General features: G+C 57.5%; 9 protein-coding genes. 5 read left to right on the forward strand and 4 right to left on the reverse strand.

What is annotated here, in order from left to right; translation table 11 throughout:
• Positions 1–62 precede the first annotated feature (62 nt).
• The 4 genes from AC4HNJ_RS06445 to AC4HNJ_RS06460 form a co-directional block, all read right to left on the reverse strand.
• Positions 63–2399 (reverse strand): P-loop ATPase, Sll1717 family, encoded by a 2337-nt coding sequence (locus tag AC4HNJ_RS06445; protein WP_490478724.1) that lies wholly within the window; start codon positions 2397–2399, stop codon positions 63–65.
• Between the two features lie 101 nt (positions 2400–2500).
• Positions 2501–3238 (reverse strand): TSCPD domain-containing protein, encoded by a 738-nt coding sequence (locus AC4HNJ_RS06450; RefSeq protein ID WP_490478725.1) that lies wholly within the window; start codon positions 3236–3238, stop codon positions 2501–2503.
• A gap of 215 nt (positions 3239–3453) precedes the next feature.
• Positions 3454–3948: a hypothetical protein gene (locus tag AC4HNJ_RS06455; RefSeq protein WP_490478726.1), complete on the reverse strand. Its 495-nt coding sequence runs from the start codon at positions 3946–3948 to the stop codon at positions 3454–3456.
• A gap of 96 nt (positions 3949–4044) precedes the next feature.
• Entirely contained in the window at positions 4045–6192 is a 2148-nt protein-coding gene (locus AC4HNJ_RS06460; protein ID WP_490478727.1) for an adenosylcobalamin-dependent ribonucleoside-diphosphate reductase, read from the reverse strand.
• A gap of 498 nt (positions 6193–6690) precedes the next feature.
• Between AC4HNJ_RS06460 and AC4HNJ_RS06465 the strand changes: the two genes are divergently transcribed.
• The 5 genes from AC4HNJ_RS06465 to AC4HNJ_RS06485 all read left to right on the forward strand — a co-directional run bounded on the left by AC4HNJ_RS06465 (position 6691) and on the right by AC4HNJ_RS06485 (position 13859).
• The gene (locus tag AC4HNJ_RS06465) at positions 6691–8067 is read left to right on the forward strand and encodes a DegQ family serine endoprotease (RefSeq protein WP_490478728.1); all 1377 of its coding nucleotides are present in this window, start codon (positions 6691–6693) and stop codon (positions 8065–8067) included.
• A gap of 278 nt (positions 8068–8345) precedes the next feature.
• Positions 8346–9737: a LysM peptidoglycan-binding domain-containing protein gene (locus AC4HNJ_RS06470; protein WP_490478729.1), complete on the forward strand. Its 1392-nt coding sequence runs from the start codon at positions 8346–8348 to the stop codon at positions 9735–9737.
• A gap of 11 nt (positions 9738–9748) precedes the next feature.
• Positions 9749–10471, forward strand: coding sequence for an HAD family hydrolase (locus AC4HNJ_RS06475; protein ID WP_490478730.1), 723 nt, complete (start codon positions 9749–9751; stop codon positions 10469–10471).
• Positions 10472–10644: 173 nt separating this feature from the next.
• On the forward strand, positions 10645–12021 hold the full coding sequence (locus tag AC4HNJ_RS06480) for a leucyl aminopeptidase family protein (RefSeq protein WP_490478731.1): 1377 nt from the start codon (positions 10645–10647) through the stop codon (positions 12019–12021).
• 98 nt (positions 12022–12119) lie between these two features.
• On the forward strand, positions 12120–13859 hold the full coding sequence (locus tag AC4HNJ_RS06485; RefSeq protein WP_490478732.1) for a M1 family metallopeptidase: 1740 nt from the start codon (positions 12120–12122) through the stop codon (positions 13857–13859).
• Positions 13860–13997 lie beyond the last annotated feature (138 nt).

Raw genomic sequence — 13997 nt, forward strand, 5'->3', positions numbered from 1 at the left:
GGCGTATTATCATTTAATCGGCAATTAATCACGCCGCCAGCCATAAAAAAAATTCCATCTATTTATGCTATTGCACCACGCACATCAAGCGCAGGCCAAAATGCCTGATTAATTACGTATCTGCACCCGTTTCCCGTCCTAGACGCCCTAATATTGAGAGGCTTTAGATCGTAATTCGTGTCGTAAATGAAAAAATCCCTACCATCAACCCTTACCCCAAGCACGCCATAGTAAAGCAGAAAATCAATTACATCACCAAGAGAGGAAGGATTAATACCGGCACTATGTAGTAATCGCTCAAGCTCAGACCGATCAAGCTCACTAGGAGAATCGATAAAATAATAGAGAACATCCTTAGTTTCCTGAGAAATATCAGCCAATTCACGATCAAGCTCAATAATTAAATCCTGTGAATAAGCCTTCAATCCCTTTTCAAGATCATCCTCCTCAATTTTTATATGATTGAAATTTGTTGCAAACCCACGCGCATGATTAAAAATCTTCAATACATTTCGAGGTCTCATAAGAGATCTGGCTAATATGTAATCAGCACTATCCTCACCCTGAATATGAGATGCGCAGACTATTCGCCACAATGGATCAAAATTCATTTCCGAAGCCCGCCCATCGAGGCCCGAAATCAATCGAAGCCGAAGCATCTCCTTCAACAAATCCGTATCTGTCCAGTCCAATGTTGCTCGCATCTCTTTGCCATAATCGGCACTATTCTGCATCAAATGCTCGTAAACATCGTTACGAACAAAAACTATGCAATGAAAAGCATGGCCAGCCCTAGCCATCTCTCTCTCAATCTTTCTACCGGCGTCAATCAAGCATCGAAGCACAGTCGCATCGATAACATCGACACCCTGGGTGCTCCATCCTTTATCAAGATTATCAAAGAGAATCCAAACCGATTCTTTCTTTTCGAGATATTGTGATATACGATCTTTCAGATTACGAATATCATGTGCATAGAGTATCGTCGAAACCTCTTCAGAGGTGATTGAGTCATGCCGACTATCAGGATGACGGCGCTGATACTCATCAGAAAGACGCCTAGACAGCGCGGACAACCTCTCGGAAAAATCCCCCTCAACAGAAAAGCTATCTGTTCTATAAATTCTCTCAAGCTCGACATAAAGATCGTGAATTTCATGATTGAACTTGTATGTATTTTTATCCTTCTCCAAAATTTTATAAGCCACCTCCAGGAGTATTAAATACTCCCAAAAACCCGTGACCAAGTGCTGCCTAGAGCCCTCACTTAGATATTCAAGAATATCTTCCTTAAGCTTTAATAGTTGATAGCCCTCCGGTTTTAAGTCGACGACAATATTTCTTTTATCTGTACGTATTTTATCTCGCACCTGGATAAAAAGCGCCGTCTTGCCGGACCCTTTCCTACCCACAACTAGATTGACTTCACCACGAAGAGCTCTCTGATACTGATCAGTACGCAGATAATAATGACCCAGCGTGGTCATCTCATTTTCTGCTGTGGGATCCCCAATAACCAACGATTCAAGTAATCCAACAGTTTCAATTGGTGGAGGCTCAATCTCTTGAGCGTAGCCGTTTACCAGAGGGCAAAAGTCTGCGACATGATCGATAATATCGTTTGGGTGCCTGAATATCTTGGTCGAATCCTTGATGTCTAACGGAAGCTCATAGCCCACCGGAGCCAATATTAAAGTTGGCTTTTCCATTCCAGAGGCCAATCCGGCGACGAAAAGCGCGCGAATATTGTGCTCCCTCGCCCCCAAAGAAGACCCATCCTGCAAAAGCATTACAACACCTGAGGATACAGCGATCTGTCGAATTGCGTCACTTGCTGACAAGCGAACATCTTCGCCAGGATTAAAGCTTCGATAACGATAGCCTGCTTTTTTAATCCTTGACGTCAAAAGGATATTAGGATCACTACGTGTCGGTGGCTCAATTATGTATATAGGCGCCTTGTGATCGAGGCTTTGAGTGTAAAGCAGAGGTGTTGACTCAATGTGACTCGACAATCTGTCTTTTAACTCACCTCCATCCGCATATTCGAAATATCCTAACGTATCGAATATACCTGTCTCCTTTGCTATATCCTTATCCCCTAATTCGTTGTGCCTTACTAAAAATACCCTACGCTGACGCCCTATTGCGTAACCAATTTCGAAGACCACGTTCAGATTTAGGAACGTTATATCCGCCACTATGAATTTGGATTCTTCGATTCTTGCCAATATAGGCGAGATTAGTGCCACTCCCGGCACATCATTGAACGTCCACGGCTCATATCTAACAGGGATACTAAGAGCGTTTGCTCGATGAATGGCTTCAGTAATCATTTCAGCAAGGGCCGCATCCATTGATGCATAGGCCACGAACGCCAAAGATCGCGATTGAGTCATATCCCTTCCCCCAACCTTAATACTTCGTAAAGCATACCGAAAATTAAAAGGGCAGCATTACTGCCACCCTTAATATTTGAATCAGCAATTAGTCGCCACTTTTAGCCACACTTCGAATACCCACAATTCAAACACGTCTGACACCCATCCATCAGCACCAGCGCCTTGGTGTTGCATTTGGCGCACAGGGTGGCGCCGGGTGGGAAGCCGGCGGAGTCGTTGGTGTCGGCGTCGGTGGGGCTTAGCTCAGTTTTTTTTTGCGTGGTTTGCTCGTAGGCGGCGCGTTTTTCGGCGATGAGGGCGCGCTGCGCGTCGGTCATCTCGGGGTCGTGGATGAGACCGATGTTTTTCATGTGTTGCTCGATCACCGCGCCGATTTCGGCGACGATGCTGGGCATGTAGACACCACCGGATTTGAAGTAGCCACCACGCGGGTCGAATACGGCCTTGAGTTCTTCCACGATGAAGGTGACGTCGCCGCCTTTGCGGAACACCGCGGAGAGAATGCGGGTGAGCGCGACGATCCACTGGAAGTGGTCCATGTTCTTCGAGTTGATGAAGATCTCGAAGGGGCGGCGCTGCTCGTAGGGGGTGCCGGCGTTGAGCACGATGTCATTGATGGTGACGTAGAGGGCGTGCTCGAACAGCGGGGATTTGATCTTGAAGGTGGAGCCGATGAGCGCCTCGGGACGCTCCAGGCTTTCGTGCATCTGGATGACTTCCGCCACGGGCGCTTCTTTGGGTTCGGCGGCGACTGCGGGCGGTGCGACAGGCGCGGCTTTGTCCTCAGGCTTGACGACCTCGTAGCCCTTGATCTTTTTGCTGATCTTGACCGTCATGGGTGGCGCTTCCTATGTGTGGCGATGCGATTCGTCGATCGCTTGGTGGTGAGGGATGGGTGATTTAGCCGTTGAGACTGGATGGGTCCCTCACCCCTGCCCTCACCCGTGGGGGAGAGGGAGAGATGTGTCCCTTCGCCCTGTTCGAGCTATGTCGAAAGGGAGGGAGAAAAAAACATCCGGCCCGACTCGCGCCGGGCCGGATGCGATGCTCTTTACTTCTTCTTGCGGGCGGCCTTCTTGGCAACGCGTTTGGTCGCCTTACGACCGGCCTTCTTGCTGGCAGTGGACCTCTTAGCCGTTTTGGCGGCTTTCTTGCTAGCGGCTTTACGGGCCGTCTTTTTGGTTGCGGCCTTGCGGGCCGTCTTTTTGCTGCTGACCTTCTTTGCAGCTTTGCGGGTCGCCTTCTTGGCGGCTTTCTTGGTGGCCCTCTTGGCGACCTTCCTGCTGGCTTTCTTGGTAGCGCCCTTCTTGGCAGCTTTCTTGGCAGTGCCTTTCTTCGCGGCTTTCTTGGTTGCCTTCTTGGCGGCTTTCTTCACCGCTTTTTTAGCGGCTTTTTTGGCGGGTGCAGCTTTCTTGGCAGTGGCTTTCTTGGCAGCGCGCTTGCGACGTGCCTTCTTGGGCGCGGCCGGAGCGGCTTCTTCTACAACCGGCGTAGCCGGCGTGATCAGATCGTCTTGATGAACTTCGAACTCGGTATCGATTGACATGCGGGTATTCCCCTCCGGACGTTATGTTATGGAACCTTCATCAGGCTTTACGGTTGTGTGCAAAAACGTAGCGCGATTTCGCGTTACTTGCCACCACTAAAATTTGCCGTAATAGCCTTCCTTCAAAGCATCGAACAAATTGGCGGCGGTGTGCTTCTCTCCGTCGTACTCCACTTCTTCGTTGCCTTTCACTTCCACAACACTACCGTCCTCCAATTCGAAGCGGTAGAGGGTGTTCTCGAGGTCGGCTTCTTTTACCAGCACGCCCTGGAATGCGGCGGGATTGAAGCGGAAGGTGGTGCATCCCTTGAGGCCCTGTTTATAGGCGTAGAAGTAGATGTCCTTGAAGTCTTCGTAGGGATAATCGGTCGGTACGTTGGCGGTCTTGGAGATGGATGAATCCACCCAAAGTTGTGATGCGGCCTGGATGTCGACGTGTTCTTTGGGCGTGATGTCGTCGGCGGCCACGAAGTATTCCGGCAGCTTGGTCTTGGGGTCGTCGCTCAGCGGCATGGCCTCGGCATTGATGAGCGCGCGATAGGCGAGCAGCTCGAAGCTGTAGACCTCTACCTTTTCCTTGCTCTTCTTGCCCTCGCGGATGACGTTGCGCGAATAGTGATGGGCGAAGCTGGGCTCGATGCCGTTGCTGGCGTTGTTGGCCAGCGACAGGGAAATGGTGCCGGTGGGTGCGATGGATGAGTGGTGGGTGAAGCGCGCGCCCACTTCGGCCAGCTCTTTGACAAGGTTGGGCGCAACGCTGGCGACGCGCTGCATGTAGCGGCTGTATTTGGCGTGCAGTACGCGACCGGGAATGAGGTCGCCGACTTTGTACCCGTCAGCGGCCATCTCGGGGCGCTTGCGCAGCATGTCGCCGGTGACGGTGTAGTTGCGTGCCAGCACGGGCGCGGGGCCTTTTTCCTTGGCGAGATCGAGGGCCACTTCCCAGCCGGCCACGGCCATTTCGCGCGAGACATCTTCGGTAAAGGTGACGGCGTCGGCGCTGCCGTAGCGCATCTTCAGCATAGTGAGCGTACTGCCGAGGCCGAGGAAGCCCATGCCGTGACGCCGCTTGGAGAGGATTTCGGCACGCTGTTGTTCGAGCGGCAGACCGTTGATCTCCACCACGTTGTCGAGCATGCGGGTGAAAATCTTCACGACTTCGCGATATTCGTCCCAGTCGAAGCGTGCCTTCGGTCCGAAGGGATCGCGCACGAAGGTGGTGAGGTTGATCGAGCCAAGCAGGCAGGAGCCGTAGGGCGGCAAGGGCTGTTCGCCGCATGGATTGGTAGCGCGAATATGCTCGCACCACCAGTTGTTGTTCATCTCGTTCACTTTGTCGATGAGGATGAACCCGGGCTCGGCGTAGTCGTACGTCGAGACCATGATCATGTCCCACAGGTGACGCGCACGGATGTGGCCATAGATCTTGCAGGCGACCAGGCCGTCTTCGCGCTCGACATAATTTTCATGCGTGGGCCATTCGCGCCACACGACCTGGTTGGGGTCGCTGAGGTCGATATCGCCCTGCTCTTTGACGTGCACCGGGAAGACCAGCGGCCAATCGTGGTCGTGCTCGACCGCTTGCATGAAGCCATCGGTGATCAGCAGCGAGAGATTGAATTGGCGCAGGCGTCCGTTTTCGCGCTTGGCGCGGATGAATTCCTTGACGTCGGGATGGCTGACATCGAACGTGCCCATCTGCGCGCCGCGACGGCCACCGGCCGAGGACACGGTGAAGCACATCTTGTCGTAGATATCCATGAAGGACAGTGGGCCGCTGGTGTAGGCACCGGCGCCGGAGACATAGGCACCGCGCGGACGCAGCGTGCTGAACTCATAACCGATGCCGCAGCCGGCTTTGAGGGTGAGGCCGGCCTCGTGCACTTTCTGCAGGATGTCGTCCATCGAATCGCGGATGGTGCCGGACACGGTGCAGTTGATGGTGGACGTGGCCGGCTTGTGTTCGAGCGCGCCGGCGTTGGAGGTGATGCGGCCAGCGGGAATCGCTCCGCGGCGCAATGCCCAGAGGAAACGTTCGAACCAGTGTTCACGCAGCTCCGGCGTGGCTTCCACTTCGGACAAGGCGCGCGCAACGCGCTGCCAGGTATCGTCGATACTGCGGTCAACCGGCTCGCCGGTCTTGCTGCGCAGACGATACTTCTTGTCCCAGATGTCTAGCGATGCAGGCTGCAAGGGAATGGCTGCAGCATCGTGAGCTGTGTTTGTGGCACGCAAGGTGCTCATCGGCTTCCTGACCTCCGGCATGGGCCTCTCGGCCTCGTGTTTTTATAGGTGTGATGTCGTCAATGGACCGGAAAAAACCGATCCCGCCTAGTTCATACCCCGCGCATGAACTGGGCTTGGCGTATTACCTTGGCGAACTGCGACAGCCCCCTGCTGACGTTTTCACTCAGGCACCAGTGCTTGGTTGCTGACTCGTGCCCGCACACAAGATGTTGTGGTTGTAACTGGGGCGAACGTTACCCCCGCAACCGGTGGATGTAAAGTGGCGCGATGCGCTTGGCGCGCATGTCGCGTACATGCCGTCACGGCGGCGACCCGCAGGCCGTGTTTCATGCCTGCGGAAGAGCCACCTTCGGATCAAGCACTTGCGGTGGAAGATGGGTGAGCCGCTCATCGTTTCAGCACGCGCCGAACATGTTGCGCGTGCTTTTATGGGAACCGCCTGCGAGGCGCCGAGTCGAAGAAGCCGGAATTTCTGATCGTCAAATAGGAGACTTCATGTATCCCCGTTTCCTTCGCAGTTTTGTTTCGTTCTTGGCCGCGGCCTCTTTCAGTGTGGCGTTACCGGTCTATGCGCATGCGACGCTGCCGCCCGCGGTGGACGGACAAGCCTTGCCCTCACTGGCGCCGATGTTGCAGAAGGTGACCCCGGCCGTGGTGAACATTTCCACCAAGACGCGCGTGCGGGTGAGTAATCCGTTCTTCGACGATCCGGTGTTTCGCCAGTTCTTCGGTTTGAATGGTTCACCGCGCGAGCAGGTGGAACAGAGCCTGGGCTCAGGCGTGATCGTGGATGCGGCCAAGGGTTACATCCTCACCAACAATCATGTGGTGGGTGGCGCGGACGACATCACCGTCACGCTGCAGGACGGGCGGAATTTCAAAGGCACGTTGGTGGGCACGGACCCCGCTACCGATGTGGCGGTGGTGAAGATCCATGCGGATCACTTGCAGGCGCTGCCGATTGCCGATTCTTCCAAGCTGCGGGTGGGTGATTTTGTGGTGGCGGTGGGCGATCCGTTCGGGTTGGGTCAGACGGTGACCTCGGGCATCGTGTCGGCGCTTGGACGCTCGGGGCTGGGCGGATCGAGTTTCCAGAATTTCATCCAGACGGATGCTTCGATCAATCCGGGCAATTCGGGCGGCGCGCTGGTGAACCTGCGTGGTCAACTGGTGGGCATCAACACCATGATTCTGTCGCCGTCGGGCGGCAACATCGGCATTGGCTTTGCCATCCCGACCAACCTCGCCAGCGAAGTGATGCAGCAGTTGATCGCGCACGGCAAGGTGAGCCGCGGCAGCCTCGGGGCACAAACGCAGGACATCACGCCGAACATTGCGCGGCTGCTGGGATTGAGTAGCAACGAGGGCGCGGTGGTGACACGCGTGCTACCGGGTTCGGCCGCCGATCGCGCTGGTCTGCAGGTGGGCGATGTGATCACGGCGGTCAACGGCACGCCACTGCGCAATGCCGATCAATTGAATAACCAGGAAGGTTTGCTGCCAGCGAACAGCACGATGTCGCTCACTGTGCGGCGCAATGGTGCCACGCACGTCGTTGCCGCCAAGCTGACGCCACGAATCGTCGCCACGGTGGAAGGCGGCGCGCTGGATCCGCGCCTGGACGGCGTGACGTTCAGCGATCTCAGCGAGCAGCAATTGAATCAGGGCCTGGCGGGAGTGACGGTGGCATCGTTGAATCCCAACAGCCGCGCGGCGGCAGCCGGACTTTCGACCGGCGATGTGATCGTGGGACTGGGCAATCGCCGCATCACCAGCCTGCGGGATCTGCGGATACTGGCCGCGATGCGGCCCCGCCAGATGGTGCTGCTGGTGGCGACCGATGAGGGTTTGGATTACGTACTTATTCAGTAAGAAGCTGGCTGCCGTGCGGTGGATGTCGTATCTCTTTAGGCGACATCCCGCCGGTTCCTGTGCTCAGCGCGGCACTCGGCGCATCGCGTCACGGGACGGAAGGCACGCTTTTGCTTCCGTCTCACTCATGTGTTCGACGCAAATATATGAACGCACTTGAAGTTCTTGCTTGATGTTTTGGCGCCGGACCGCTGAAATACGCTAATCCGTCACTACCCCTACGCAGTGACGGCGGCACACTCGCTCTTATTTTTCCCTCTCGCAGGTCGCGCCTCCCTATGTCCGCACGCTTTGCCCGTCTGCTTTCCGCCGCTTTGATCAGCGCCGGTATCTCTTCTGTAGTGTTTGCCGCAGCGACCCAGTCGCTGACGTGGCGTGGTGACGATGTCACCGCCAACAGTGTGGTCAAGGGGGTGGCAAAGGCCTGGCAATCGTCAGGCCATGGCTCGGTCCTGATTCAACCGTTCAATACCGCTTCCGGTCTCGATGCGGTTTCCAGCGGCTCGGCCGATATCGCCGGCAGCGCACGTCCGAGTTCGGGCAGCGCGGAAGACAGCAGCCTGACCTTCACGCCGGTGGCATGGGACGGCCTGGTGCTGATTACCAGCCCTTCCAATCCGGTCAGCAGCCTGACCTTGCAGCAGGTGCACGACATCTACTACGGCAAGATCACCAACTGGAAAGAAGTGGGCGGCAACGATGCGCCGATGGACGTGTATGCCGTGGCCAGTCCTGGCGACGGCATCGAATTCAGCTTGCGCAAATTGCTGTTCGGCCGCGGCAGCCAGCCGGTGGCAGCGCCGCGTTTGTACGTGAACACCATTCAATTGCAGCAGGCAGTGATGCTCGATGCGCGTTCGTTCGGCGTGACGACCCTTTCCAGCGTGGTGGGCAATCCGAAGATCAAGATGCTGCGTATCGATGGCATCGCGCCGAGCCTGTCGACGGTAGCCAGCGGTGCGTATCCGCTGTTCGTGCCGCTGTACCTGGTCACCAATCCGAGCAGCCCGAATGCCGCCCATGCGAAAGCGTTTGTGGATTTCGCGCTGGGCCCGAAGGGTCAAAGTGCGTTGCGCGCGCATAGCCTGGTGCCGTATGACGCAGGCTCCACGCTGATTGCAATGGACAGCTCGCGCCGCAGCCACATCCTGGCCGAGGTAGGTGCACATGCCAGTGCCGAACCGACGCAGATCGCCGCCGCACCGCGTACGGTGACGCCGGCTGCCGTGGCAGCGGCTTCGCGCACTGTGGTGGCAGCCCACGAAGCAACGCCCAGCTTGAAAGAGCTGCATGGCAGCGTGGTGGCCGCTCCGGAGCCCACCAGTTTGAAAGGCGTGCATGGCGATGCCATTACCGTGGCGGGCGTCGCCGCGCGTGGCAGCAGCTTCGCCAAGGTGACCGCCGAGGTATACGTGAGCTATGGCAAGCTGGCGATGGCGAACAGCCGGCATGAGGAGAAGACCTTCAGCGCTTCCGAGAAGAAGGTGGCGGCGCACAAGGTCGCCGCCAGTGAGCGGAAAGCGGCACGCACTTATCGTGTAGCGGCAGGTGAAACGCTGTATTCGATCGCGCGCAAGCACGGCGTGGATGTGGCCCAGATCCGCAGCTGGAACCATCTGAAGGACAACACAGTGCGCGTAGGGCAGCTACTGCGCGTCGGCGCACGCTGATCCGACCTGGCGTGAACATTCTCGCCGTCACTATCGATCTGGACGATACGCTGTGGCCGGTGATGCCGGCCCTGGAACGCGCGGATCGCGAGCTGGACAATTACTTGCGCCAGCACTATCCGCTGGTTGCGCAGAGGTGGCCTATTCCCGCTTTGCGGCAGCTGCGCGCCAGCGTCGCCGCAGAGCGCACCGATCTGGCGCATGATTTCACCGCACAGCGCTACATCACGATGCAACGGGCCTTCGATGCCTGCGGTATCAACGAAGCCCCGCTCGATACGTTGTGGGAGATTTTCGCTACCGCGCGCAACAGCGTAGAGCTGTATCCGGATGCATTGCCGGCACTCGAACGTTTGCGCGATGCCTTGCCAGTGGCGAGTCTGACCAACGGTAATGCAGACCTGCAACGCATCGGCCTGCATCTGCACTTTGCCCACCGCATCAGTGCACGCGAGATGGGTGTCGCGAAACCTGACGCGCGGATCTTTCTGGCTGCGGCTGAATTGCTGGGCATCGCGCCGGAAAACATTCTGCATGTGGGCGACGATCCCGAACTGGATGTGGTCGGTGCGCGCGAAGCAGGCCTGCGCACGGCCTGGATCAATCGTGCGGGGCACCCCTGGCCGGCTACGCTGGGATCCGCGCCGGATCTGGATCTACGCGATCTGGCCTCGTTGGTGGCGTGGTTCGAAAACCCGATACCATCTCCGTCTCGCAAAGAAGCGGTGGGGTAAGACCCAAGTCTGCAAGCCACAATACGGCTCGCTGTATAACGGCTTCGGTGCCTGCGGGCTCTGCTCTCCGTCGGAAGAGCATCGTGCGGTTTTGAACCGTTTCGGAAAAACGCGCATCATCAGCGTCCTGTTGCCATGATTCGCGCATGCTCGATGTGCGCCTAAGGAATCGCATGTCCGTCCTGATCGAACGCCGCGCCAACCGTCACGCCCCTACGCCTATCGAAGCCACCGATCCCGCGCATCTGGCAACGACGCGCAAGCGCCTGAACGCCGCACAGCGCCATTGGCTGGATGAAAACGCGTTCGATGCCAAACCCGGCACAGTCTGCCTGCTTGCCGATGTGCACGGCAAGATCGTTCGCGTGTTGATGGGAGTGGACCGGCAGGATCCGCTTTCGGCCTTGGCGGCGTTGCCGATGACGCTGCCGGTGGCGGAATATGCGCTGGCAGCCGAAAGTGTGGCGTTGGATCCGCAGCTGGTTGCGCTGGGCTGGGCGCTAGGTGCTTATCAATTCGCGCGCTATCGCAAACCACGGCGCGAAGCGGCGACGCTGGCTGTCGATGCCGACACGCTCAAAGCATTGACACCGTTGATCAACGCGACTTATCTGGTGCGCGATCTGGTCAATACGCCGACTGAAGACATGGGCCCGAAGCATCTTTCGGAAGCCGTGAAGCAACTCGGCAAAGTGCATAAGGCGAAGGTGCGCGAATGGGTAGGCGATGAGTTGCTGGAAGATAATTTTCCCACCATCCATGCCGTGGGCCGCGCCAGTCATCGCTCACCGCGTCTGATCGAACTGACCTGGGGCAAGGCATCGGATCCGAAGGTGGTGCTGGTCGGCAAAGGCGTGTGTTTTGATACCGGCGGCTTGGATCTGAAACCCTCTGACGGCATGCGTTGGATGAAGAAGGACATGGGGGGCGCCGCGCACGCGATTGCGCTGGCCGGCCTGGTGATGGATGCCAAGTTGCCAGTGCGGTTGACTTTGCTCGTTCCCGCCGTGGAGAACGCCGTGGCCGGCAACGCCATGCGCCCCGGCGAGGTGATCGTGACGCGCGCCGGCCATAGCGTGGAAGTCGACAACACAGACGCCGAAGGGCGCCTGATTCTTTGCGACGCACTGGCGTATGCCGCGGAGCAGGAGCCCGAGTTGATTATCGATTTCGCCACCTTGACCGGTGCGGCACGCGTGGCGCTGGGGCCGGATTTGCCCGCCCTGTTTGCCAATGACGATGCAATCGCCGACGCGGCATTGGCGTGTGGCAACGCGGTGGCCGATCCGCTGTGGCGACTGCCGCTATGGCGTCCGTATCGCAAGATGCTGGATTCCTACATCGCCGATTTCGCCAACGCAGGCGCATCGCGCCACGCGGGCGCCATCACGGCGGCGCTTTTCATGGAACGCTTCATTCCCGAAGGCATGCCCTGGCTGCATCTGGATACCTACGCTTGGAATGATGGCGACCGGCCCGGTCGTCCGCGTGGCGGCGAGGCCATGGGGCTGCGCGCCTTGTTCGCGCTGTTGCGCAAACGCTACGGCTAAGCCCCCGTTTTGCCCGGCAGGGCATGACTTTTGGCTTTATCGCGCTGCGCCGCGACACCGCATGATGGGTGGACATCTACCTTGGGGATCCATGACTCATGCGCGCTTTGCGTCCAGCCCTGCTTGCGCTCGCCCTTTCCATCGGCATGGCCGGTGGCGTCTACGCCCAGACCAAGCAGCCGCCTCTGACGGCGCTGACGGAGAATTCCGGCGGCATCATGCCTGCCGAACAAAGGCGCGTGCATTTCGACCACGCGGATTTGCATATTGCCGTGGATCCCTCACAGCAGCGTATCGATGCTACTGCCTCGCTAACCTTCACGGCCCTCGCGGCAACCGATGTGCTATGGCTGGACCTGGATCGCAACCTGCCGATTTCTGCCATCGAAGTGGATGGCAAGCCGCTGGCTGCCGCAGATTGGAGCAACCCGGAAGGACGCTTGAAAATTCGACTGCCTCACGCGCTGAGCGCGGGACAGCGTGTGACCGCAACGGTGCATTACGGCGGCCGTCCGCACGTCGCGAAGAAGGCTCCGTGGGATGGGGGCTTTGTCTGGAGTCATACCGACGACGGTCAGCCGTGGGTGGGCAGCGCCGTGGAAGGCGAAGGCTGCGATTTGTTCTGGCCATGCATCGATCATCCCGAAGGCAAGCCGGATCTGGTCGATCTTTACGTGACCGTACCCAAGCCGCTGGTGGCGCCGGGCAATGGCGTGCTCATCGGCGTCAGCGATGAAGGCAACAAGCGTACTTATCACTGGCGCGCCAAGCATCCGACCACTTATGCGGTTTCCATCAATGTGGGGCCGTTCAAAGAGTTGACCGGCGACTACCACAGTCGCTATGGCATCGTGATTCCGATGCAGTTCTGGTACCTGCCTGGGCAAGAAAAACAAGCGCAGGCGCTGTTCGCGGAATTTCCGCGCATGCTGGATTTCATGGAGGAGGAAATCGGGCCGTATCCCTTTGGCGATGAAAAAATGGGCGTGGTGGAAACCCCCTATCTCGGCATGGAGCATCAGACCATCAATGCCTATGGCAACCACTTTGCGAAGGATGGCAGCGGATTCGACTGGCTGCTGCAGCACGAGTTTTCGCACGAGTGGTTCGGCAACCAGATGACCAATGCCGACTGGAATGACATGTGGCTGCACGAAGCGTTTGCCTCGTACATGCAGCCGCTGTATAGCCAGGTGATCAACGGCGACATGGGTTATTACGCGTGGCTCAACAAAATGCGCCTCACGCTGCGCAATCGCTATCCGATCGTATCGGCCTCGAGCAAAACGGAAGATCAGGTTTACGACGATGCCCATGGCCCAGGCCTGGACATCTACAACAAAGGGGCGCTGATGCTGCACTCGCTACGCAACCTGATCGGCGATCGCGATTTCTTCGAGAGCCTGCGCATGCTGGTGTACGGACGGCCTGATCCGAAGCCCGGCAACTTTGCGCCGCATTACGCCACTTCGCGCGATTTCGTCGACATCGTAGACAAGGTAACCGGGCGCAACCTGGACTGGTTCTTCAATGTGTACCTGTATCAGGCGGCATTGCCCGTGTTGGAGGTACAACGCCAGGGCGACACGCTCAACTTGCATTGGCATGCACCGAATAACCTGCCCTTCCCGATGCCGGTGGAAGTACAAGTGGGCGAAACTGTGCACGAGTTACCGATGACGCATGGCGAAGGCATGGTGCAGGCGCCTGTCGGCACGCTGGTGATCATCGACCCACACTCGAAGCTGCTACGCGATCTGCCACAGGTGACGGAATATCAGCAATGGCGGAAGCAGCAGAAAGACAAGGCGAAACAGGGTAAAGCCAAGCAGAGCTGAGCGCCCCGTAACCACGCACGCATGGTGTTGCACTGTTCGCGTTTGGAGTTGGGCATTTCGTATGCCCAACTCGTTATGCATTGCCTCTCAGATCCAAACTTTCTGGAAAAAGCCACGTTGCATTACATGCAGCAATGC

It is taken from the genome of Dyella sp. SYSU CM1112, assembly GCF_058216415.1.

Bases quoted from the DNA above. Each gene is read 5' to 3' on its own strand.
- AC4HNJ_RS06485 (WP_490478732.1), top strand. From the start codon at position 12,120: ATGCGCGCTTTGCGTCCAGCCCTGCTTGCGCTCGCCCTTTCCATCGGC.
- AC4HNJ_RS06460 (WP_490478727.1), bottom strand. From the start codon at position 6,192: ATGAGCACCTTGCGTGCCACAAACACAGCTCACGATGCTGCAGCCATT.
- AC4HNJ_RS06455 (WP_490478726.1), bottom strand. From the start codon at position 3,948: ATGTCAATCGATACCGAGTTCGAAGTTCATCAAGACGATCTGATCACG.
- AC4HNJ_RS06465 (WP_490478728.1), top strand. From the start codon at position 6,691: ATGTATCCCCGTTTCCTTCGCAGTTTTGTTTCGTTCTTGGCCGCGGCC.
- AC4HNJ_RS06450 (WP_490478725.1), bottom strand. From the start codon at position 3,238: ATGACGGTCAAGATCAGCAAAAAGATCAAGGGCTACGAGGTCGTCAAG.
- AC4HNJ_RS06445 (WP_490478724.1), bottom strand. From the start codon at position 2,399: ATGACTCAATCGCGATCTTTGGCGTTCGTGGCCTATGCATCAATGGAT.
- AC4HNJ_RS06480 (WP_490478731.1), top strand. From the start codon at position 10,645: ATGTCCGTCCTGATCGAACGCCGCGCCAACCGTCACGCCCCTACGCCT.
- AC4HNJ_RS06470 (WP_490478729.1), top strand. From the start codon at position 8,346: ATGTCCGCACGCTTTGCCCGTCTGCTTTCCGCCGCTTTGATCAGCGCC.